The sequence below is a fragment of the Winogradskyella sp. 266wxhm genome (assembly GCF_058964685.1).
In genome coordinates this window covers 519,584-543,155 of record NZ_CM179559.1, presented here as the reverse complement: position 1 = coordinate 543,155, position 23,572 = coordinate 519,584, and the positions used below count along the sequence as shown (strand labels likewise).

Sequence of the window (23,572 nt, the reverse complement as noted above, 5' to 3'; positions counted from 1 at the left end):
CATGAAAAATTTAATTTTAGTAGTATTGTTTTTGAGCTTTGCTTTTACTGTAACAGCTCAAAACATAAAAGGACTTGTGGCTAATGAGCTCAATCAACCTTTAGAAGCTGCCTATGTTTATAATTTGAACTCAGAATCTCATGCACACACTTCAGAAAATGGTATGTTCGTTATAACGGATACAAAAGTTGGTGATTCTTTAAAAATAGGTTTACTCGGCTATAAAACAAAGACGATTATATTAGAGACTACGGAGTTTCAAAATATCATTTTAGAAGAAAAAGCCTTTCAGTTAGATGAAATGGTTATTGAAGAAGAATTGAATACGGTAAGCACAATTTCCCGATTAGATCTTAAAGTAACACCTGTAAATTCTTCACAGGAAGTTTTAAGAAAAGTACCAGGTTTATTTATTGGCCAACATGCAGGTGGAGGTAAGGCTGAACAGATTTTCCTCAGAGGATTTGACATCGATCATGGAACTGATGTTTCTATCTCAGTAGATGGTATGCCAGTCAATATGGTGTCCCATGCACATGGACAAGGTTATAGCGATTTACACTTTTTAATTCCAGAAACGGTAAATAAAATCGATTTTGGTAAAGGTGGTTATTATGCACAGGAAGACGATTTTAACACTGCAGGTTATGTAGATTTTAGTACCAGAGATTATCTAGAAAATAGTAGTATTTCATTCTCAGCAGGACAATTCAATACGCTTAGAACAGTTGGATTGTTCGACCTTATGGAAAATACAAAAAATCAAAATGCATATATGGCAATTGAATATTTGGCAACGGACGGTCCTTTTGAGTCTCCTCAAAATTTCAACCGCTTAAACATGTTTGGAAAATACGTTATGTTTTCTCCTGAAAATGACAAACTAACTTTAACGGCTTCTCATTTTACTAGTCGTTGGGATGCCTCAGGTCAAATTCCGCAACGTGAAGTTGATAATAGAAATATTTCACGTTTTGGAGCTATAGATGATACCGAAGGAGGTGAGACCGAACGTACCAATTTCAATGTAACGTTCGATAAGTATATTAATGATAATACTTCAATAAGTACTGATGCGTTTTATTCGCGTTATGCCTTTGAATTGTATTCTAATTTCACATTTTTCTTAGAAGATCCTGTTAATGGAGATCAGATAAAACAGAAAGAAGATCGTAATATTTTCGGTGCAAATTCAACATTGAAATACGCAACATTTTTAGGTGATACCGAATTCAATCTAACTACAGGTTTAGGATTTAGACATGACATTGTAAATGACATAGAACTTTCTCATACTTTAAATAGAACAGAAACTTTAGAATACATTCAACTTGGCGATATCAATCAAACAAATATTGATGCTTTTGCCAAAGCAGAGTTTGAATTTGGAAAATTTAAAATCGCTCCAGCGTTACGATTAGATTATTTCAAGTTTATGTACAACGATCAATTACAAACTGCTTACGAAACACAATCGGAGACCAAGACTATTTTAAGTCCAAAGCTTAACTTTTACCTAAATGCTAAAGATAATTTACAACTGTACTTAAAGTCTGGTTTGGGCTTTCATTCTAATGATACTAGAGTAGTTGTGGCTAATGGAGGTGAAGATATTTTACCACGTTCTTATGGAGCTGATTTAGGAACTGTTTGGAAACCGTTTCCAAAGCTTGTTGTTAATTCTGCGTTGTGGTACTTATTTCTAGAGCAAGAGTTTGTGTATGTAGGTGATGCAGGAATTGTGGAGCCAAGTGGAAAAACAAGACGCTATGGTTTGGATTTAGGCCTACGTTATCAAGCTAATGATTGGTTGTTTTTAGATGCAGATGCTACTGTTACAGAAGCTAGAAGTATAGATGATCCTGATGGTGAAAACTATATTCCTCTAGCACCAGATTTCACATTAACAGGTGGTTTGTCTGTTGATGATTTAGATAATTTTTCTGGAGGTATACGATTTAGATACTTAGATGACAGACCTGCGAATGAAGATAATTCTATAGTCGCTGAAGGTTATTTTATTACAGACTTAAACATCAATTATGAATTTAATGATATCACTTTAGGTGTGGCAGTAGAAAACCTTTTTGATGTGGCTTGGAATGAAACACAGTTTGCAACAGAATCGAGATTACAAAATGAAACGCAGTCGGTAGAAGAAATACATTTTACACCAGGAACACCATTCTTTATAAAAGGCATGGTAACCTATAAGTTTTAAATAGATATCAAGGTTTAACTTGTGGGGAAGCAAGTTAATTCAAGTTGATTGATTGCTAGCAAGAAAGATTAATCATTGATTAATCATATCATGATTGCTCATGATGTTTTTGAGTTTTTTTGTTAGTTGGGCACCCACGTTTAGGCGTGGGTGTTTCTATTTATAGAATCAGGAATGTTAATTAGTATGGTTGTTGAGGATTTTTAATTATTTTTAGGATAATTTATGATTTTGCAAATTTTAGGCTATGAATTTTTTCAATAAAGTAAAATGGATTTTAGGTATACTGATTGTATTTGTGTTGATTATTACGACTAATCTAATTGATAGAAACAACTTTGTTAGAGTTAGAGATTCGGTAGTTACCATCTATGAAGACCGACTTATTGTAAAAGGTATTATCTATGATATTTCAAAAACAATTCAAGAAAAAGAGTTAGCTGTCGCTAAATCTGATACGTCTTTTTTTGACGCTGAAAATCCTAAAATAAATAAGGAATTAGAAGTCTTGATTTCAAATTATGAAAAAACAAAACTCACTGATGAAGAAAATAAGAACTTTAATGATTTGAAAGCACATCTCAAAGATTTAAAGGCTTCTGAACAACAATTTATAGACTCTGAGTTGAGTGATAAAAGTGCGATTAATAATGACATAAACGCGATAAAAGCCAATTTAGATGATTTATCTAGAATTCAATTAGATGAAGGCAACAAACAAATGGCCATTAGTAAACGCGCTATTGATACAGTAGAACTGTTTACCCAAATGGAAATTTATTTTTTAATATTCTTAGCGTTGTTGATACAAATCATCATTATATACCAACCAAAAGATAAAAGTTAGTCGTTTTTAAACCTTACCGATTCTTAAGAGTATAGGAAATGTGACCAGCTTGGTTTCATCAGTTTTCCAAAGAGGTTTCAGTTCTTTTTCAAGAGCATTGACAGGATTGGTATTGTTGTTTTTGATGTAATGTTTTACAGCAGACCAAGTGTTAAGATATCCAATGAGGTGTACTAATGTCCAGCTGTATGTGTTTTCAAAATCTGGAGTTGTAATCTCCTTGAAAGGAAAAGGTATGGTTTGGTAGTTGTTATCAATATATTGGCGTTCCTTATCCCAATAAGATCCAATAATGTTCGTGTAAAAGTGAGAAATAACACTATCAATTTCTGGAGAAATCTTAATCAATCCATAACCAACAGCACAAATTATAGCATTCTGTTTAGCTGTACGCTTTACTTCGGTATAAAACTTTTCAAAATCAAACCAATGAATGGCTTGAGCTACAATAACTAAATCAAATGTATTGTCCTTAAAATTAGTTTTCTCAGCAGGTTGCACCGAATAGGCTATGTTCATTGCTTCTAAAGCTTCATCTAATTGTGATTGACTAATATCTGTAGCACAAACATTTTTAAAATATTTAGACAACTCAAAAGCCACTTGGCCATTACCAGTACCACAATCCCAAGCATTTATTTTTTCGGGTATTAAAGTGTTTAAATACTCAAAAAAAGCTGTAGGATATTTAGGTCTGTATTTGGCATAATTATCTGAAGCTGTAGAGAAGTTGTCTTTCAATTTTGAAGAGATATTAATGGTATATTTTTAATGTGATATTCTTCAATTAGGATTAAAAATTGAATTTAACTTTTTAACTCCAATTCAATTTTTCTTCCGTCTATTACAATAGTTTTTATAATTTCTTCCTTGGAAATGGGATATTTAAATTCAATACCAACTTTAATTTTTTTGTTCGGTTTTATTTTTTGTTCAAATTGTTTGGGATTGCCGCTTAATTTCATTGCTTTAATAACCATTTCTAGTTCATTAAGTTTAGAATTTGCATCCAATAAATAAAAATCTCTAAAATCTACAATTTGAGTTTCTGAGGAATTGTTTCTTAGCTCTAATGTCATAGAAATATATCTTTGCCCTTTTTTAGCTATATAAGTTAAATGATTTCTACTTGTCGTACGACTTTTACTCATGTTATATACTCGAAAATCTACATTTTCATTGAACTCATAAAAAATTTTTCTATCAATTTTTTGGGCTGAAACAGAAATAGAAAAAAGTAAAAAAAGGAAAATGATTCTACGCATATTGAAATAATTTAATTTTTCTCTAATCTAATGAATAAAACTGAGTAATGGCTCAGTACAAAAATTTCTAGATGAATATGAAGATTAATTTTTACAAATAGACAATGCCTAATAATTAATTACAATTTTTTAAAAATTAAATCCTATTGATAAGTAAAATTTGAAGTAACTGTTCCGTTGTCAAAACCATTTGTTGTATAAGCAGCAGTCCTGCTTATTGGATAATTATCCGAATCATATTGAATTGTGATAATAGTAGTAGAATTAATTTCATTATTTTATTCATCAATTTCCGACTGAATCAACTCTAAGATTTCATTAGATAATTTTAAAATTTCTTTTTGATACCTTAAGTTGATGTTATGATAAATTACACAATTTTCTACTAGGTTTTCAAACTCTAAAGAAGAGAGCATATCATTATTAGACACATCGAAACCAGATTTTGGAATTTTTAAGTCCGATTTAGACTTTGAGAAAATGTAATTATCGACATTGAGCCAGCTTCCGTTTTTTGTAACATAACGAATGAGTTCTGATTCGCTTCCCTCAAGATATGCCTCCTTACGTGCTAACTTATCTAGATTTGGAGCCCAAGATGATAGCTTACTTCTTAATTGTACATTTTTTAAAATCCCTAGATTACCTGAGTTAATTAAATCGTTTAAAAAACCATTTTGAGCATTAAATATTTGTCCGCTTACTGTGGCAAGTAGCAAGTTATCGAGAAGAAAGTTATCCGAATTATTTTTTCCGGTATGTTTAAGAATCTCTAGGCTTTTGTTGATGCTAGATTCTGTGGATGCAATGATGTTCTCAAGTTCTTTTTTATTGAGTTCAAAATCTACTTTTAGATTATATAAGGCTTCTTGTTCTAACTCATTTTTTTTGTTGTTATCATTCCAGTTATTGATTTGTAAGGCAATCAAAATTCCAATAACGACAAGAATAATTTCTCCGATTGCATATTTAAAATACTTTCCAGTTTTTCCTTCTGAAAGTAAATTTTGTCTGATTTTTCTAAAGAATTTTATCATTGGTTAGTGGTTTGTTGTTGTGATATTGTGAAATGAAATCAGGGTTAGTTGTTACTATTTTCAGAAATAGGTGAGAGCAAGCTATTACTTATAGGCATTAATTTACAGTGTTATTTGTTGATTTTGGTATATTCCTTTGAATCCTCAATTGCTTTCTTATAATCTTTTATTATCGATTCGAGCTGTATAATATCGGGTAATTCGTTAGACTGATAATTATGTATCATAGGTTCAGTAATGAATAATTTCATTAGAATAAGTTTATCTCGTAGAGTCGATTTTAGTTCTTCAATTGAATCCATTTTGCTTTCATGTTTTGAGACTTTTTTTTCATAGCTCGATTCTAACTTTTCAATTATATCAATCATTTCAATTTTCCAAATACTATCATTCAAGTTATTAGCATAGCTTTTTGCTGTAGACCAATATCTTTTATTGATATTTCTATATTTTAAATATTCTTTTGTTTTTTCGGTTAAACTGTCCGAAGAGATTTCTTCAATTCGATCATTTAATTCTTCCAATTTTTGATTTTTACTAAGTGCTTCTTTGTAAAGGTTATCAATAATATTTCCATCATATCGATATGTACTTAAAATTCTACTTTCTGTTCCTTCAAGAGTTTCAGGTGTTTCGTTTAATTTGTCAATAGTAGATTGTTTTTTGTCGTTTTTAGAACAACCAACAATTAAAATTGCGATAAGAAATATAATGTGAATGGATTTCATGTTGAGTTTTTTCATAATTGTGAACGACGGTCTCGTATAACCGTCAGTTACGGGTTTATATGTTTTACTTTTCGGTTAAGCACTGACGTTAGCAATTCCGAGTGGATTCGGACGTAGTCGAATCCGCCGTAATTGCGGTTGTACATTGTTGGCAAATCGTTTTTATTTCAGTTGTTTCTTTTTGCAAAGATCAAATTCAGTTTTGGTTTTTATAAATTTCACAATGAAATCTTCGGGTTCAGATTTTAAAAAAAGAACTTCAGTTTCGGTTTCATCAATGTCCTCATAGAAAGTTCCAAATAAATATTTTTTTCTTAATTTCAAATAAGGTTCACTTCCAGGACCAGCGAAGTATTCTTGAGTTGCATAAATGATTTCATAATTATCAATTTCCCACGAACTATGTTTTTTTTCAGTTCCAGAATAATCTCCAATAAACTCAAAGAAAAGTATTGTAAATCCAATTCCAATTGTCAAAATCAATGATAAAATCCGATGACTTAATTTATTGGAATGCAATAAAGTAAATCCGATAATAACTATTAAATTTAGGAAGGTAATTTTATAAATATTAGAATGAGCAAAATTCAGTTCAGATTTATATATCAGCAATTCAGCAGTAACTAATATTATCAGAATAATTGCTAAAATGTCTTTAGTTCTCTGTTTCATTAAATGTTTGCCAACGGTCTCGGCTATGAGTAGTTGCGTGGGTTAGCACTTAACTTTGCAGGTACATACCAAACTGAAAATCCGCGAGGATTTTCAGAAGTAGGCGAGAACAAGCAATTACTTATAGCCATTGTTGTGCGTTCGTTTTTTTTATTATTAATAGAACCTTCCTACAATAATTCTTGGACCTCTCTTTTCCAAGAAAACCTGTATCATAGTGTCCTTAACTTCTATTTCTTCAATTCTAATGCTTTTGTATTTCACTGCGTGAATAGAAACTGTCATTTTATCGGACATTAACTTTCTATTTATTTCTATCGTAAATTTTCCTTTTTCATCAATTAAGACCTCTCTCAATAAAGTATCATTTGAATAAATACTGATATTATATTCATTTAATTTTTTCCAACCAATAAGTGCCTTAACTTTTACAATTCCTTCGATTTTTATATTGTCAGATTGTAAATCAGTTTGTTCAATTGTGAATGTGTCAGCCTTTTTTTCTTGAGCATATAGGTTTGGACTTAACAGAGAGCTACCAATTATTACACCTGCTATGCCAATTTTTCTGAAATTAATAATATTCTTCTCGTTTTGAGAGATCGAATTTATTTGATTAGATTTAGCAATCACACAAACGTTTTCATTATTTTCTGCATACCAATTATTAATCTCAAATTTGTTTTTTTCTCTTAAATCAAAAACCTTTTCATTACAATTCTGGCAGAATTTCTCATTTGAAGATTCTGTCTGTAGCATATTAACCCACCTTTTATTACAAGGTTTAGGAATAATATATTTCGGATTTTTTTTCATTTTCGAGATTTCTGTTAAATGACGCACAACAATCGGATATACACATTAACTATATCCATATTATATGTTTAAGTCACTAATGTAAAGAAAATAAAGTACTTATATGGTAATGGTGAAATAAAAAAACAACCACCACTTCTAAAGAAATGATGGTTGCGCTATATCTAAAAATTTAAATTGTTTTAGTCTTTTGGTACAGGAAATCCTCGGTCGCGCATTAAGGCATCAATAGTCGCATCGCGTCCTCTAAATTTTCTGTAAGCTTCCGCAGGATCCATAGCGTTGCGTGGTGCAAATAAATACGTTACCAATTTCTCGGCTACGGTTTTATCATAAAAACCATCCGGTGCTTCTTTAAACGCTTCAGAAGCATCACTTGTTAACACATCTGCCCACATATAACCGTAGTAGGCGGTGGCGTAACCTTCACCAGAAAATACATGGCCAAAATGTGGTGTTCTGTGGCGCATTGGTAATTCTTTTGGCATACCAAGCTCGTCTAAGGTTTCGCGCTCAAAGGTGTCGATATCAATATTGGTTGGGTCTGCCAAGTGCAATTTCATATCAATTAATGCCGAAGCTAAATATTCTGTTGTAGCAAAACCTTGGTTAAAGGTTGACGCTTTTTTGATTTTTTCTACCAATGCTTTTGGCATCGGTTTCCCAGTCTCGTGATGTACCAAAAACTGATTGATGACTTTATCGGTAGACAACCAACGTTCTAGCAATTGCGATTGAAACTCTGTGTAATCTCTTACGCCACCTTGTAAGGTTGGATATTTTACATCTGCAGCAAAGAAGTGTAAGGCATGTCCGAATTCGTGGAAAAATGTTGTTGCATCATCCCAAGAGACTAAAACCGCTTCACCAGGAGCTGGTTTTACGAAGTTAGAATTGTTAGACGCCAATACATTGGTGTCACCTTCAAAAGTTGTAGAACTTCGGTAAGTTGTAGCCCAAGCACCAGAGCGTTTACCTTCGCGAGCAAACGGATCTAAATACCAGACTCCAATATGTTTGCCACTATCTTTATCGGTAACTTCCCAAACTTTCACATCCTCATGAAATACAGGAACGCTTCCATCTTCAATTGGTGTGAATTTATAATTAAAAAGTTCTCCAGCCACAAAGAACATGGCTTCTCTAAGTTTGTCTAACTGTAAATATTGCTTTACTTCATCACTATCTAAGTCGTATTTTTTCTTACGTACTTTTTCGGCATAAAATCTATAATCCCAAGGTTCAATCGTTATGTTGTCACCAAGTTCATTCGCTACAGCTTGCATATCGGCAACTTCTTCTTCAACACGTGCCGTAGAAGCTTCCCAAACTTTTAGCATTAAATCCATAGCATTTTCAGGAGTTTTAGCCATACGGTCTTGTAGTCTCCATTCGGCATAATTGTCGTAACCCATTAAAGCCACACGTTCTTTTCTCAGTCTAAGGATTTCTGCAATGAGCTCGTTATTATCATATTCATCACCATTGTCTCCACGAGAATAGTAGTTTTCCCAAACTTGTTTGCGTAATTCGCGTTCTGTGGAATAGGTAAGGAAAGGATCCATTGAAGACCGTGTATTGGTAATTGCATACATACCCTCTTTACCTTTGTCTGAAGCAATTTTTGCAGCCGATTTTATAAAACCATCAGACAAACCACCAAGCTGATCTTCGGTTAAATAAGTGACATAATTTTCTTCGTCGTGCAACACATTGTTTGAAAACTTGGTGTAAAGCGTTGATAATTCCTTATTGATTTCAGCATAGCGTTTTTTCTTTTCGGTATCAAGGTTGGCACCATTCATTTCAAACTGCTTGTACGTTAAATCTACCACACGTTGCTCTTGTGGTTCCAAAGGATTTTCTTGTGACGCTTCATAAACGGTTTTGATGCGTTGAAATAGCTTTTCGTTTTGCGATATTTTCGATCTAAAATCTGATAATTTAGGAGCTAATTCTGATTGAATTTCTCTGAATTCAGGTGAAGACATATTGCTAGACAAAATACCGTAGTACGTAAATACACGGTCTAGAGCTTTACCAGCACTTTCCATAGCGACTATGGTATTTTCAAAAGTAGGAGCTTCAGGATTGTTGGCTATCGCTTCAATTTCTTCTAGTTGAAGTGCCATACCTTTTTTAACAGCTTCTTTTACGTCTGCAACGTTCATTTTGTCAAAAGCAGGTACACCTTGGTAAGGTCCTGTCCATTCTTGTAGCAGTACATTTTCGGTCATGGTTTTGTCGTTTTCTTTGGCTTTAGGCTCTTCTTTGCAACTCGCAAAAAGAATAGCACTACTTAGAATAGCAGTTTTTAAGGGTTTAGAAATCATTGTAGTTAGTTTTTATAAAAGTTTTTAGGTCACCTTGAGCGCAGTCGAAAGGTTGTTTTATAAAACGACTCAGACAAGCTCAGTTTGACAATTAGGGTAATAAATTTAGTGCTAACAAGATACTGAAAATAGAAAAGAGTGACTCTTAATTATTCTATAATTTCCACTTTTCTGATATACACATTTTGAAGAGGCCATTCACCTTCATCGGTTTCTACGGCATTGATTTTGTCTACCACATCCATGCCATCGGTAACTTCACCAAAAACGGTGTAATCACCATCCAAATAGTCAGCACCACCAGGTCTTTGGATTATAAAAAACTGAAAAGGAGAGGCGAGTTTATAGGCATTTTCTATTTCGCTACTCGGCATCGAAACCGCACCACGTTTATGGGTAAAACCACGTTTGGTGTCAGGAGGTAATAAGTAATGCCCAATTTTTCTGCGTCTTTTGGCAATGTTATAATCATCACTACTACCACCTTGTATCACAAAGTTTTTTACCACTCTGTAAAATTGTGTACCATCAAAATATTTTCGTTTGGTGAGGTAGATGAAATTAGATCTATGAAATAGGGTTTTATCGTAAAGTAGAATGTCAATTGTACCAAAGTCTGTGGTGATTCGGACTTTATTTTCTTTATGTTCTTTATCGTATTCTAAAAAGAAATCCATAGCATTATCGTCTGTTAATACAGGGTATTCAGAAGTTGGCTTTTTTTTCTTTTTGGGTTTTGATTTGGAGGTTTCTACTATGGAATCTTTGGAAATTGTGTTTTCATTTTCTTTTGAAGTTTGCTTATCTTCACAATTCAAAAAAAATATAAGGGCAATAAATAAATAATTTAATCTCATATTTCAAAAATATAAAAAGGATAAGAGATTTTACATTTGATTTCATGAATTGGCATATAAAGGCTGCATTGCAAAAGATTTTAGCTTTATCTCAAATAGGCGATAGATTAAATCATATGCCTGTTTTGTTTAATAAAAAATACCATTCAAATGTATATCAATATCAAACTTATGAATGTTTTAGGAAATTTGAAGGGTCTAAAATTCAAATAGATGAAACATCTAATGCGCTTGAAATAGGTACGGGATATTCAGTGTTATCTCCAGTTTGTTTGGCATTACTAGGATTTAATAAAGTTGTTACTGTTGACATTTCTAGGGATTTAACTTTCTCTAGTTTTAGAAAACAAATCGAATTTATGCAAGTATCTTCTTTACCTAGAGATTTTGTTTCGAAAAGTATTTATTCTGAAATAGTTCTCAAACAGAAAATTGAAAACATAAAAAAGGTAAGATCTTTTGATGAATTATTCGAATACTTAAACATTGTCTATTTGGCACCTTACAAATTTGAGGAAATAGAAAAAGAGTCTCTAAAATTTGATTATATAGTTTCTCAAGTAGTTCTTGAGCACATGCCACCAAAGCAATTAGAATTACTTTTTTTCTATACTAAGAAATGGCTTAGTGAAAATGGTATAGCAGTTCATTGTATCAATTTTATTGATCATTTTGCAAATCCAGGATTTTTTCAAGATAAATCCATTTCAGAATTTAATTTTTTGAAATACTCAGATAAGTATTGGGATTTTTGGTCAGGTAATTCTATAGCTTACACTAATCGTTTGTCATTTCCTTATTATGTACAATTGGCAAAAAAATATAATTTAAATGTCAAGAGTTTTAATGGTGAAAATTACAGAAAAAGAGTTGAATTAGATACAGAACTTATTCATCCAGATATTTTAAGAAACTATAATGGAGTTGTAAATAAAGATGAAATAATGAAATATCAAAGAGGAACTTTTGTTATGAGTTAAGTGTTATACAATTAATACAATGTAGTAGTAATTAAAAAGAAATATGGTTTTTAACTCGTTTTTAGAATCAGTAGTAAAAATAAAACATCTAGAGCTTTTTGGCGAACAATCGCACGCTAAAATGTCTCCACCATACCGTTTGGACTTGGCTAAAAAAATGAAAGAAAAAGCAAAGTCGGCAAGACGTGCAGGAGTTATGGCTTTGTTTTATCCCAATCTAACAGGTGAAACGTATTTAGTTTTAATTCTTCGTAAAACCTATAAAGGTGTGCATTCTGCACAAGTTGGTTTTCCTGGAGGAAAGTATGAAGATGAAGACAATGATCTTATGATTACGGCTATAAGAGAGACCGAAGAAGAAGTTGGAGTGCCGGAAGCTATGGTAAATGTGATCAAACCGTTGTCTCCGTTATATATTCCACCAAGTAACTTTATGGTGCATCCTTTTATTGGGATTTCAGAAGCTACACCAACCTTCATAAAACAAGATGAAGAAGTGGAAGCTATTATTGAAGTAAAGTTGTTGGATTTTTTAGATGAGGTAAATTGTATTACCACAAAAGTACCAACATCGTATAATGTTGAAGTTGAAGTACCTGCCTTTAGACTTAACGGTCATATTGTTTGGGGAGCTACCGCAATGATGCTAAGTGAGTTAAAAGACTTACTAAAACAGGTCTTATAGGATTCTTAGATTTATTACATTTGTAGTTCAGTAAAATTGAAAACTAACTATGGGATTATTCAAAAAGAATCCTTTTGGACATATACTTTGGGTTAAAAAATGGTTAATTAGAATTCTAGGTCTATTGACACATAGACGTTTTAGAGGATTCAATGAACTACAGATTGAAGGTTCTGAAATCATAAAGAATTTACCAGATACTAATGTCCTTTTTATATCGAATCATCAAACCTATTTTGCAGACGTAATTGCCATGTTTCATGTGTTTAATGCCAGTCTTAGTGGTCGTTTAGACAATATCAAAAATGTTGGCTATCTCTGGAATCCAAAGTTGAATATGTATTACGTCGCTGCCAAGGAAACCATGAAATCGGGTTTAATTCCTAAGATTTTTGCGTATACAGGTTCTATAAGTATTGAGCGTACGTGGAGAGCAAAAGGTCAGGATGTGAATCGTCAAGTGAAAATGAGCGATATTACTGCTATAAAAAAAGCATTAGATGATGGTTGGGTTGTAACCTTTCCTCAAGGTACTACAACACCTTTTAAGCCTATTAGAAAAGGAACAGCACATATTATTAAAACCTACAAACCAGTGGTTGTTCCAATTGTAATTGATGGTTTTAGACGTTCTTTTGATAAAAAAGGACTTAGAATAAAAAAGAAAAATATCTTCCAGACATTTGAAATCAAAGAACCTTTAAAAATTGATTACGAGAATGAAACGATTGCAGATATTGTAGAAAAAATAGAATATGCTATAGAGCAACACCCTTCATTTTTAAAGGTTATTCCTCAAAAGGAATTAGAGGAAATGGAACGTATGAACAGAGAGTTGAGAGAGTGGTAGAGAAGAAGCCCTTGATTACTTTAGGTTAAAATTAAAATTATTGTTATAGTCATTCCAATAGCAGAAGCAATAATGTTTTTGCTTATCATTTCTTCTTTTTCCATTCCATAAACAACATTCCTAATCTTCCGGGTATTCATAAAAATGATAATTAAAAGTAAGAGTAAGAATAGTGCTATGTTTGTTAAGATGATAGAAGTATCATCAAAGTTTATGTTATCTACTTTGAAAACCAAATTTGTGATTAAAAAATAGGAGTAGGATTGAATTAAAATCCATCCAATTTTTCGATTTGTAAAAATTCCAATAAGTGGAATTAATAAAATTATAGCTGGTTTATAAAACGATGATTCTTTTAATGCATTCAGATAGTTTTGAAATCCGTTTCCACTTTCCGCTACAAAATTCCAATATGTTGAAGTTTCAATTTTTATTTTAATCAATGAAAATATAAGCAAACAGATTATTGATAGTTTAATTATCAAAATCGGATATTGTTCTTTTATGTTTTCAGAGCTAAGTTTCATTAATGACGCAAATCAATATGACTAAAATTTCGAGGTTATGTTAGTTTAGAAACTTCAAGCTTTCCATTCTTTAGTTGTTTCTCTATGCTTTGTATTTAATAATTGTAAGTTAATTTCACTAACAACTAACAACTAACAACTAAACCTCAAGCTTCTTCAATTCCTTATAGTTTCTATTAAGTCGTTTTAAAAGTATAATACCATAAAGTAGTTTGTAGAATAGCCAGAATACCAAGAAGAAAACTCCTATCAATAGTATGGTGAATCCATAAAGTAGCATCATCTGATTAGAATTAAAGCCATCTACTTGGTCGTGGAAAGTCATGTTTTGATTGTACTCAGAATAAAATGCTATTGGTATAGAAATAAAAATCATGATAAGGTTAAACATCACATAATACTTAATGATTTTTCGAGTTCTAAGAATGCTCTCCATCAATTTTTTAGCACTGTCTGTAGAAGAAATTGATTTTTGTGATTTAAAAAGTAAAAACACAAAAACAAGAATAACCACAAAACTCAAAATAGATAAACCTAAGAACAAAGGGTTGTCGTAACTTTGATTCATTCTGTCTTGATAGGTTGAAGACAGAAAATACGGCAACAAGTTTATAATGATCCAAAAGCCGAGTTCAGCAAGACTTATATAAAATAAGGTCTTAACAATTGAAGACGACTTTTTGTGCAACATTGGGTATATATCGGAATCGGAATAACTCTGAAATTTCGTTTCGGTTTTCTTCCAATCTTTCTTTAATAAATCTAACTCATCCATAACCTCACGGATTTAATATGGTTTTTAATTTTTTCTTTACACGATTCATTTTTACTCGTGCATTTACTTCACTAATACCTAAAGTTTCACTGATTTCTCGGTAATCTTTATCCTCTAGATACAAGAAAACTAAGGCTTTTTCTATATCATTTAGCTGATGCACAGCTTGGTATAAAAGCTTCAGTTGTTGTTCTTCAGTGTCATCATATGCCTCTGCTTTAATCTTAAATTGAACACTGTCAAACTCTTGAGTGTTTATCCGTCTTTTCGATTTTCTATAGAGCGTAATTGCTGTATTTAAACCTACACGATACATCCAAGTACTAAATTTAGAATCTCCTCTAAACTTAGGGTAAGCTTTCCATAACTGAATTGTTATTTCCTGAAACAAATCGTTATGCGCATCAGCATTGTTGGTATACAAACGACATACCTTATGTACAATGTTTTGATGCTTTTGCAACTGTTCTACAAAACTATGTTCTAGTTCTTTATTCAATTGATGAAATTGGTTAGTTACTCTATTAGTAGCTCCGCTGTTAATTTTGTTACAAATGTAAGTTAACAATAGTTAAGCTTAGGACAATTTTGGTAGGTTAGTTCGTACTTTTGTATGTATAAATTCCAGATTAAAATGAATATTCCTCAAACCAACCTACCACGCCTTGTCATTATAGGCGGAGGCTTTGCTGGCATAAATTTAGTGAAAACTTTAGCCAACAAAAATTTTCAAATTGTCTTAATCGACAAACACAATTATCACACATTTCAACCCCTTTTATATCAGGTCTCTAGCTCAGGTTTAGAACCAGATTCTATAGCTTATCCACTGAGGAAAATTATAAAAAAACATAGAACATCGTTTTTTCGTTTAACTGAAGTTCAGGAGATTTTACCAGAAGAGAAAAAGATAAAAACTACCATTGGTGATCTTACTTACGATTATTTAGTTTTAGCCACAGGAACAAAGACTAATTATTTCGGAAATGAACAAGTACAAGCTAATAGTATGCCAATGAAAACCGTTGATCAGGCATTAGATATTAGAAGTTTGATTCTTCAAAATTTTGAAAAAGCAGCTATAGCAGACACCAAAGAAGAACGTGAAGCATATTTAAACTTTGTTATTGTTGGTGCAGGACCAACAGGAGTAGAACTGGCAGGAGCTATTGCAGAATTAAAAAATAATATTCTTCCTAGAGATTATCATGATCTTAATCCTAGTGATATGCATATTCATTTGTTAGAAGGTTCGCCACGTGTATTGCCGCCAATGAGTGAACATGCTTCAAAAAAAGCTACAAAATTCCTAAAGTCTTTAGGCGTAAAAGTACACTGTGATACTTTGGTTACGGGTTATGACGGCTTAGAAGTTACCACGAATTCTGATTTAGAAATGCAATCTGAAACCTTAATTTGGGCTGCAGGTGTTACAGGAGCTCCAGTTAATGGTTTAAAAGCAGATGCTGTAATGGAAAGAGCCAATAGATATAAGGTGAATAAATTCAATCAGGTGGAAGGCTATGATAATATTTTTGCCATTGGTGATATTGCTTTAATGACTTCTGAAGATTATCCAAAAGGTCACCCGCAAGTTGCCCAACCAGCTATACAGCAAGGGAAGCTTTTAGGAAAGAATTTAATACGTTTAGCAGAGCACAAAGCTATGAAACCTTTTGAGTATCATGATAAAGGTTCTATGGCTACTATTGGCCGTAACAAAGCTGTGGTAGACTTGAAACACTCTAAGTTTGGTGGCTTTTTCGCTTGGTTCATTTGGATGTTTGTGCATTTAATGTCTTTAGTGGGTTTTAGAAATAGAGTAGTGGTGCTATTCAACTGGACCTATAACTATATTAATTTTGATAAAGCAGCCAGATTAATTATTCGACCTTTTAAAAAGTAGATGTTATTTGTTTATTGAAAGGGTTTTAGAGATGTTTTATTAAAACTTAGTTTTTTAATTTCAATATCCCTAAAACAATTAATAACTGTGCTAAAGCATAGGTGAGCATTATGCTGATGTTAGAAAAAGGTATAGGTTGGTAAAATTTATTTAAGGCCAAAATACTATCCGAAATCATAAAGCATAATGCTCCTATAAATACTAATCCATAGCTTAGGATATTTACACTGTCTTTTCTCAAATAGGCAGTTGTAGCCATGGATAGAATAACAATCATATAAATAGCTACAGGAATTAACATATCACCTAAACTATCCTTTAATAAATAGAACAGACTCAGAGCGTAGATTATTAATACTATGCCAAACTTCAAAGGCGACCTTGTCTTATTACGATGCTTTAAGAATAATAGGATATACATCACATGAGCTATTAAAAAAGCAACTAATCCCAAGGTGAAAAAAGTGAGCAGATTCCCCAACAAACATTAATAAGATGTCACCAAGTAAAGAGCATATTAAGGCTGAAAACATAAGGTTTTTTAAAGGTTGAGAAAGATCCTTTCCTGCTTTATAGAAGAAAAAAATAAGGCTAATAAGTATGGCAGGCTTAGCTATGTAATGTAAATTTTGTAGTGATGCTATACTCCCTGAAATGATTTCAAAAAGAACTATAATACCATAAATAACAGCGAATTGTCTTTCAGTTTTACTAAGCATAGATTGAGTGTTTAGTCAAATATATTCAATTCATCATTCAAAAATTACAATTCAGTAAAATAGAATTTCATAGCACTTAAGATTCCTAGAAGTTTGTGTCATCAATTAGAAAACGAACTTTTAATCATCAACCAAAATGAAATCAATCAATCATCAACAAAGCCTATTATTTAAAACGCTTTTTACATTCCTTACTGTTTTTATAAGCACTTTCGGTAATTCTCAAACAACAATTTCAGGTAAAGTCACCGATACCAAAAATCTACCGATAATGGGAGCCAATATTTATTTAGATGGTACTTATGATGGTGCCACTTCAGATGATGAGGGCAATTTTACATTTACAACTGATGAAATTGGCACACAAACTTTAATCATTTCATTTTTATCTTTTGAAACCAAGTCTATTATTGATGAGGTTTCAAAAATGAATAACCTTCAAATAAAACTAAGAGAAAATGTTGAAAGTTTAGACGCTGTAGTCATTAGTGCAGGAACTTTTGAAGCTAGCGACAATAGTAAAGTCTCTGTTCTAAAGCCTTTAGATGTTGTAACTACGGCAAGTGCTTTGGGTGATTTTGTTGGAGCTCTACAAACTTTACCAGGCACATCTACAGTCTCTGAAGATGGAAGACTTTTTGTGAGAGGAGGAAATGCCGATGAAACTCAGATATTTATTGATGGTATTAGAGTTTTTACTCCGTATTCGCCAACAGCAAATAATACACCAACTCGTGGACGCTATTCACCTTTTTTGTTTGATGGTATAACATTTTCAACAGGTGGTTATTCTTCGGAATATGGTCAGGCATTGTCTAGCGTATTGTTATTGAATACAATTGACGAGCCAGATCAAGAAAAAACAGATATTGGTATTATGACGGTTGGTGCTTCTTTAGGAAATACTCAAAAATGGGAGAAATCCTCACTGAGCTTTAATGCCTCTTATGTAAATCTAGCACCATATTTGGGAGTTTTTGAAGATAGAAACGATTGGAAAACTCCCTATCAAGGCGCACAAGGGGAAACGGTATTCAGACAACGTTTAGATAATGGTATGCTGAAGTTTTACGCTGCTTTTGATACCTCTAAATTTGAATTAAATCAAGAAGATATCAATCTTGAAGACGGATTAGATTTTAAACTCAACAATAATAATTTCTATTTAAATACGTCTTACAAAGGAAGTCTAGGCAATAGCTGGAGCCTACAAACAGGTTTAAGTTATACGTTTGCTAAGACGAATATGGGAGTTCAAGGAAGCGATATTGTGGATGCTGAAAATTCAGCTCATGCTAAGGTGAAATTAAAAAAACGTTTCAATAGTAGATTTAAGTTAAGTTTTGGAGCAGAACAATTCATAACAGATTTTAAAGAAAACTATAGTGATGAGAGCTTTGATGTCACCTATGGTTATGATAATAATATCACAGCAACTTTTGCTGAAGCAGATTTAGTATTCACAAAGAATTTAGCCTTAAAATTAGGTTTAAGAGCAGATTATAGTTCGGTATTTAGTTCGGTTGATGTTGCACCACGTGCAGCTATAGCTTACAAAACTTCCGAAAATGGACAGTTTTCATTGGCTTATGGAAACTTTTTTCAGAACCCAAACAGTGCTATTCTAAAGTTCAATCAAGATTTAAAAGCTGAAAAAACATCACATTATATATTGAATTACCAATACGTTAACGATGGTAAAATTTTTAGAGCTGAAGCTTACAGAAAAGATTACGATAATCTAGTAAAGTTTAATACAGCTATGGAAAGTTTTGATAGTAACTATAATTCCTCTGGTGATGGTTATGCTCAAGGTATAGATTTATTTTGGAGAGATAACACAAGTATAAAACATGTAGATTATTGGGTAAGTTATTCTTATTTAGATACGGAACGTAACTATAAAAACTTTCAAGAAGCAGCGCAACCAAATTATGCTACAGATCACAACTTCTCTTTGGTAACTAAATATTGGATAGAAAACTGGAAAAGCCAGATAGGTTTTAGTTATACCTTCTCATCAGGAAGACCATATACTAATCCTAATACTGATGAGTTTTTAGGAGCAAAAACGAAATCTTATAATAACTTAAGTTTTAACTGGGCATATTTGTTATCTCCTCAAAAGATACTGTACTTCTCTGTAAATAATGTTTTAGGTCTAAAAAATATTAATGGTTATCAATATGCAGATACACCAGATTTTAATGGACAGTTTAATAGAAGAGCATTACGACCAGCTCAAGATCAGTTTTTCTTTGTTGGCTTTTTCTGGACTATTAGCGAAGATGGAAAAGACAACCAATTAGACAAACTTTAAATTTTAACACAGGTTTTTGTGTAACATGATATTTGTCATAATTTAAAAAGTATATGATGGGTATCTTTATACTATAAAATTAAACGTCATGGAACTCAAAAAAAACCCAAAAGCCAATGTAGGTCGAAACAGCAGTCTATATTTTGCTGTTGGCTTAAACGTAATGTTAGTCTTAACATATTTAGGACTTGAACATAAGACTTACGAGAAAGAAGCGACTAAGATAGATATCTTAATGTTAGATGAACAGTTTGATGAAGATATACCAATTACAACTATTAATATTCCACCTCCACCACCTCCAAAACAAGTGGTAACAGAAGCAATCACAGTTGTAGAGGATGTAGAAGATGTTGAAGAAAGTGTTGTAGAGAGTACAGAAATCGGACAAGACGATGTTATTGAGGAACACGTAGTAAGTGTTGAAGATGTTGAAGTTGAAGAAGTAGAAGAAGATATAGAAGTACCATTTGCAGTTATTGAAAAAGTACCTCAATTCCCTGGATGTACTGGAACAAATGCAGAGTTAAGAGCATGTTTTCAACAAAAAATGCAAGAACATTTACAAAAACATTTCAGATATCCAGAAGCTGCATCTGAATTGAATATTCAAGGTAGAGTATTTGTTTTCTTCTTAATAGATAAAAATGGTCATGTAACAAAAATAAAAAGTAGAGGGCCTGATAAATTATTAGAAACTGAGGCAGAACGTATCATAGGATTATTGCCAACAATGGAACCAGGTAAACAAAGAAATAAAAATGTAGGCGTACCTTATAGTATACCAATTAACTTTAAATTACGACAACAATAAAACTTAATATATTTATGGTTTAGACAAATTTTGATTGATTACAAAACCCCTTGAAAAAGGGGTTTTGTTGTTTTATACAGTTAGCATTTAAAATTATTTAGATAGTAGTTCTCTAAAAGTCATTTAATTATAGTTTTTTATTTATAATTAATCTAAATAAACTTTGAAAGATTGTGTTTTGAACATATATTTGCACCGCTATTTAAAATAAATCTAAATAATATAAAATGTTTAAGAGTTTAAGTTGGGTGCTTTTGTTATGTATTCAAATTTCATTTGCCCAAAGTAAGATTACAGGAACTGTCACAAGTAAAAATTCAGAAGTTATACCTTATGCTTCTGTAGTTGTAAAAGGAACAAATATTGGTACTTCTGCTAATGAAAAAGGAGAATATTTATTGTCTAATTTAGCTTCAGGCGATTATACCATCACAGTGTCTTATGTAGGTTATAAATCCTCATCTAAGGAAATCACTTTACTTGATAATGAAACCAAGACACTATTATTTCAATTAGAAGAAGATACAACTTTAGATGAAGTTGAGGTTTTCGGTAATCGTTTTGAGCATCCAGATAAAATAGAAGCTTTAACAAGATTACCTCTGGCGCCTTATGAGCAAATTCAGAGTATATCTATTATTTCAGATAAATTAATTGAGCAGCAAGGTAATTTAACTATTGCAGATGCTACAAAAAATGTTCCAGGTGTATACACATTTGCAACCTATGGTAATAGGAGAGAGAGTATGTCTTCTCGTGGTTTTAGAGGTATTCCAATTCTAAAAAATGGTGTTAGAGTTCATTCAGACTTTAGAGGTGTTGGTGTGTTAACAGATATGCAAGGTGTAGATAATATTCAAGTACTTAAAGGTTCTGCAGCTATTACTCAAGGTGTCGCTACAGATTTAGGTAGTCCAGGAGGTGTAATTAATATTGTTACCAAAACTCCACGTTATGTTTATGGTGGTAATGTGTCATTACGCGCAGGAAGTTTTGGACAAGCAAGAACAACTTTTGATGTTTATGGTCCCTTAGTAAAAACCAACAATGTGGCTTTTAGACTTAATGGAGCTATAGAGCGTTCTGATAGTTATAGAAGTCGCGTATCTTCAGATAGATTTTATATTAATCCGTCTTTAGAATGGAAGCCAGATGATAAAACTACTATTACTTTTGAAATGGATTATTTTGAAGATAGTAGAACACCAGATTTAGGAACAGTAAATCTAGGCGAAAACGATGAAAATAATATCTACGATTTACCACATGATATATTTTTAGGTTACTCAAATGATAAGTCGTTAACCTCAAACACAACATATTCTGTAAGATTTAATCGTGAGTTGAGTGAGAAACTGAGCTTAAGAGGTGCGCTTTACAAATCTAGTCTAGATCTTGATGATAAAGGTGCTAGTTTAGGAAATGTAGTTGAAGATGAGTTTGGTGAGCCTATTTACAACCAAAGAATAAGAGGTTATTCAGCTTCAACGAGAAGTGATGATAATAGTGTAATACAATTCGATTTAATTGGTGATGACATTGCTACAGGAAGTATTTCTCACACATTCCAAGTTGGATTTGATTACAGAACTACAGATTATAGTACATGGTCTCAACGTGTTTCTGCAGTAGATACTATAGATGTCTTTACTAACAACACTCATACTTTGCCTGATGATTTAGCATTTTCAAATGCATCTACAGCAGGTGCAAAATCAAAAGCAATTGGTTTTGTGGCACAAGATGTTATAACATTCAATAAGTATTTCAAAACCTTTTTAGGACTTCGCTTCAGTAAAACACAAAGTATTACAGCGACAGAAACTACAGAAAGCGATGCATTAAATCCTTTAGCAGGTATTATAGTATCACCATTTAAAAACATTAATGTTTTTGCGTCTTACACTAACAGTTCATACCCAAGAACAGCAACACGTTTAGATGTAGATGGTAACGAATTAGGAAATGAACGTTACGACCAGTTTGAAACCGGTATAAAAACCAATTGGTTAAATAACAGATTACGTTTTAACTTCACCTTCTTCAAAATCAATAACAGAGATATAAACTTACCGGTTTATGATGAGAATTGGGTCGCTACTGGATTTTATCAAAAAGGAGGTAACGATGAAAGAAAAGGTGTGGAAGTAGAGTTGAGTGGACGTCTTTTAGAAAACTTAGAAGTAATAACCGGTTATTCTTACATTGATGCACAATATAAAGAGCATACCTCTTTTGTGTACGGTTCAGCACCTTTAAACACACCAAAGCATACATTCAACGCTTATGCTAACTACAACTTCAAACAAAAATTAGAAGGCTTATCAGTAGGGGCAGGAGTATATTATACAGGTGAAAGACCAATTAACGACTGGAGTGCCGGTGCAGTAACGCACGAGGGAATTGTGCCAAACCAAGAGCCATTTTATGTAGATGCTTATACACAAGTAAATGCACAAGTAGCTTACAGAATTAATAACCATTGGAATTTTAGAGTACTATTAAATAATGTATTCGATGAAATAGGATATAACGCTTATAGAACAAGATTTATCAATCAAACAGACCCAAGAAATTTTGCGGCAGTATTGAGTTATTCGTTTTAGAATTGATTTGAATTTGAGTAATTGTTGAAAAGCCTCACGTTTGTGAGGCTTTTTTATTATTGATCAAAATCATCTTTTTTTATTACATACCAATTGCACAAACTATCTTTATAAGTAAATTGTCCAGAAGGAGTCATGCCTATCTTATTAAGAATAAAATTTGAAGCTAAATTTTCCACAAGTGCAGCAGCACAAATTTCTTTAAGTTTTAGTTTTTTAAAACCATACTCTAAAGATGCTAGTGCAGCTTCCGAAGCATAACCATTTCCCCAAAATTGCTCTTTCAATCTGTATCCTAAATCATAGTAACTAAAGTCTTCACGTAGTTGTTGTTCGTATTTTAGTCCAGACCATCCAATAAATTCATCAGTATCTTTTTTGATGATGGCAAGTCTACCAATACCATTAGATTTGTATTGGTCTAGAATATTACGAACCATCAAAACAGATTCATTAATATGCTTTACAGGGTTATTTCCTAGGTATAGATGCACTTTTGGATTAGAATCCAATTCAAAGAAATCTTGAGTGTCGCTTAGCGTTACAGGTCTTAAAATTAGACGCTTAGTTTCTATAATTTCTGGTTGAAATAAAGCCATAGCTAAAAATAAAAA

The 23,572-nt window shown here is 32.3% G+C and carries 23 protein-coding genes; 9 read left to right on the top strand and 14 right to left on the bottom strand.

Features of this window, described 5'->3' with window-relative positions:
* Position 1: 1 nt before the first annotated feature.
* Both AC2H4K_RS02560 and AC2H4K_RS02555 read left to right on the top strand, forming a co-directional pair.
* Positions 2-2,221 carry a TonB-dependent receptor gene (locus tag AC2H4K_RS02560; RefSeq protein WP_281138112.1) on the top strand — a complete coding sequence of 740 codons (2,220 nt, stop codon included), beginning with the start codon at positions 2-4 and terminating at the stop codon, positions 2,219-2,221.
* Positions 2,222-2,468: 247 nt separating this feature from the next.
* The gene (locus AC2H4K_RS02555; protein WP_281138110.1) at positions 2,469-3,068 is read left to right on the top strand and encodes an MCP four helix bundle domain-containing protein; all 600 of its coding nucleotides are present in this window, start codon (positions 2,469-2,471) and stop codon (positions 3,066-3,068) included.
* 6 nt (positions 3,069-3,074) lie between these two features.
* Here the strand turns inward: AC2H4K_RS02555 and AC2H4K_RS02550 are convergent, their stop codons facing one another.
* The 8 genes from AC2H4K_RS02550 to AC2H4K_RS02515 form a co-directional block, all read right to left on the bottom strand.
* Entirely contained in the window at positions 3,075-3,809 is a 735-nt protein-coding gene (locus AC2H4K_RS02550; protein ID WP_281138109.1) for a class I SAM-dependent methyltransferase, read from the bottom strand.
* A 65-nt stretch (positions 3,810-3,874) separates the two neighbouring features.
* Entirely contained in the window at positions 3,875-4,333 is a 459-nt protein-coding gene (locus AC2H4K_RS02545) for a DUF4352 domain-containing protein (RefSeq protein WP_281138108.1), read from the bottom strand.
* Between the two features lie 278 nt (positions 4,334-4,611).
* Positions 4,612-5,370 carry a DUF6090 family protein gene (locus tag AC2H4K_RS02540; protein WP_281138107.1) on the bottom strand — a complete coding sequence of 253 codons (759 nt, stop codon included), beginning with the start codon at positions 5,368-5,370 and terminating at the stop codon, positions 4,612-4,614.
* A 110-nt stretch (positions 5,371-5,480) separates the two neighbouring features.
* Positions 5,481-6,113 (bottom strand): hypothetical protein, encoded by a 633-nt coding sequence (locus AC2H4K_RS02535; RefSeq protein ID WP_281138105.1) that lies wholly within the window; start codon positions 6,111-6,113, stop codon positions 5,481-5,483.
* Between the two features lie 147 nt (positions 6,114-6,260).
* Complete coding sequence (locus tag AC2H4K_RS02530) at positions 6,261-6,770, bottom strand: hypothetical protein (protein WP_493742798.1); 510 nt, start codon at positions 6,768-6,770, stop codon at positions 6,261-6,263.
* A 156-nt stretch (positions 6,771-6,926) separates the two neighbouring features.
* Positions 6,927-7,586 carry a chalcone isomerase family protein gene (locus AC2H4K_RS02525; RefSeq protein ID WP_281141076.1) on the bottom strand — a complete coding sequence of 220 codons (660 nt, stop codon included), beginning with the start codon at positions 7,584-7,586 and terminating at the stop codon, positions 6,927-6,929.
* A gap of 182 nt (positions 7,587-7,768) precedes the next feature.
* The gene (locus tag AC2H4K_RS02520) at positions 7,769-9,919 is read right to left on the bottom strand and encodes a M3 family metallopeptidase (RefSeq protein WP_281141077.1); all 2,151 of its coding nucleotides are present in this window, start codon (positions 9,917-9,919) and stop codon (positions 7,769-7,771) included.
* 149 nt (positions 9,920-10,068) lie between these two features.
* Positions 10,069-10,776 (bottom strand): peptidylprolyl isomerase, encoded by a 708-nt coding sequence (locus AC2H4K_RS02515; RefSeq protein ID WP_281141078.1) that lies wholly within the window; start codon positions 10,774-10,776, stop codon positions 10,069-10,071.
* A gap of 44 nt (positions 10,777-10,820) precedes the next feature.
* Between AC2H4K_RS02515 and AC2H4K_RS02510 the strand changes: the two genes are divergently transcribed.
* From AC2H4K_RS02510 to AC2H4K_RS02500, 3 genes are read left to right on the top strand one after another with little or no spacing between them, the layout of a single operon-like run.
* On the top strand, positions 10,821-11,756 hold the full coding sequence (locus AC2H4K_RS02510) for a methyltransferase domain-containing protein (protein WP_281141079.1): 936 nt from the start codon (positions 10,821-10,823) through the stop codon (positions 11,754-11,756).
* A 43-nt stretch (positions 11,757-11,799) separates the two neighbouring features.
* Complete coding sequence (locus AC2H4K_RS02505) at positions 11,800-12,441, top strand: NUDIX hydrolase (RefSeq protein WP_281141080.1); 642 nt, start codon at positions 11,800-11,802, stop codon at positions 12,439-12,441.
* Positions 12,442-12,490: 49 nt separating this feature from the next.
* Positions 12,491-13,291, top strand: coding sequence for a lysophospholipid acyltransferase family protein (locus AC2H4K_RS02500; protein WP_281141081.1), 801 nt, complete (start codon positions 12,491-12,493; stop codon positions 13,289-13,291).
* A gap of 20 nt (positions 13,292-13,311) precedes the next feature.
* Here the strand turns inward: AC2H4K_RS02500 and AC2H4K_RS02495 are convergent, their stop codons facing one another.
* The 3 genes from AC2H4K_RS02495 to AC2H4K_RS02485 all read right to left on the bottom strand — a co-directional run bounded on the left by AC2H4K_RS02495 (position 13,312) and on the right by AC2H4K_RS02485 (position 15,092).
* Entirely contained in the window at positions 13,312-13,734 is a 423-nt protein-coding gene (locus tag AC2H4K_RS02495; protein WP_281141082.1) for a hypothetical protein, read from the bottom strand.
* A 223-nt stretch (positions 13,735-13,957) separates the two neighbouring features.
* Positions 13,958-14,593 (bottom strand): DUF8845 family protein, encoded by a 636-nt coding sequence (locus AC2H4K_RS02490; protein WP_493742797.1) that lies wholly within the window; start codon positions 14,591-14,593, stop codon positions 13,958-13,960.
* Positions 14,594-14,597: 4 nt separating this feature from the next.
* Positions 14,598-15,092 carry an RNA polymerase sigma factor gene (locus AC2H4K_RS02485; RefSeq protein ID WP_281141084.1) on the bottom strand — a complete coding sequence of 165 codons (495 nt, stop codon included), beginning with the start codon at positions 15,090-15,092 and terminating at the stop codon, positions 14,598-14,600.
* Positions 15,093-15,227: 135 nt separating this feature from the next.
* Between AC2H4K_RS02485 and AC2H4K_RS02480 the strand changes: the two genes are divergently transcribed.
* The gene (locus AC2H4K_RS02480) at positions 15,228-16,499 is read left to right on the top strand and encodes an NAD(P)/FAD-dependent oxidoreductase (RefSeq protein WP_281141085.1); all 1,272 of its coding nucleotides are present in this window, start codon (positions 15,228-15,230) and stop codon (positions 16,497-16,499) included.
* Between the two features lie 46 nt (positions 16,500-16,545).
* Here the strand turns inward: AC2H4K_RS02480 and AC2H4K_RS02475 are convergent, their stop codons facing one another.
* Positions 16,546-16,920, bottom strand: a complete 375-nt coding sequence (locus AC2H4K_RS02475; RefSeq protein WP_493742796.1) for a lysoplasmalogenase — start codon at positions 16,918-16,920, stop codon at positions 16,546-16,548.
* Positions 16,889-17,218 (bottom strand): lysoplasmalogenase family protein, encoded by a 330-nt coding sequence (locus tag AC2H4K_RS02470; protein WP_493742795.1) that lies wholly within the window; start codon positions 17,216-17,218, stop codon positions 16,889-16,891. Before AC2H4K_RS02470 ends, AC2H4K_RS02475 begins: the two co-directional genes overlap by 32 nt.
* 136 nt (positions 17,219-17,354) lie before the next feature.
* On the opposite strand from AC2H4K_RS02470, the gene AC2H4K_RS02465 reads away from it, so the two are divergent.
* The 3 genes from AC2H4K_RS02465 (at position 17,355) to AC2H4K_RS02455 (ending at position 22,958) form a co-directional block, all read left to right on the top strand.
* Positions 17,355-19,538: a TonB-dependent receptor gene (locus AC2H4K_RS02465; RefSeq protein WP_281141087.1), complete on the top strand. Its 2,184-nt coding sequence runs from the start codon at positions 17,355-17,357 to the stop codon at positions 19,536-19,538.
* Positions 19,539-19,626: 88 nt separating this feature from the next.
* Positions 19,627-20,352 (top strand): energy transducer TonB, encoded by a 726-nt coding sequence (locus tag AC2H4K_RS02460; protein ID WP_281141088.1) that lies wholly within the window; start codon positions 19,627-19,629, stop codon positions 20,350-20,352.
* 227 nt (positions 20,353-20,579) lie between these two features.
* Positions 20,580-22,958 (top strand): TonB-dependent receptor, encoded by a 2,379-nt coding sequence (locus AC2H4K_RS02455; protein ID WP_281141089.1) that lies wholly within the window; start codon positions 20,580-20,582, stop codon positions 22,956-22,958.
* 56 nt (positions 22,959-23,014) lie between these two features.
* On the opposite strand, the gene AC2H4K_RS02450 is transcribed toward AC2H4K_RS02455, so the two are convergent.
* Entirely contained in the window at positions 23,015-23,557 is a 543-nt protein-coding gene (locus AC2H4K_RS02450) for a GNAT family N-acetyltransferase (protein ID WP_281141090.1), read from the bottom strand.
* Between the last annotated feature and the right edge of the window lie 15 nt (positions 23,558-23,572).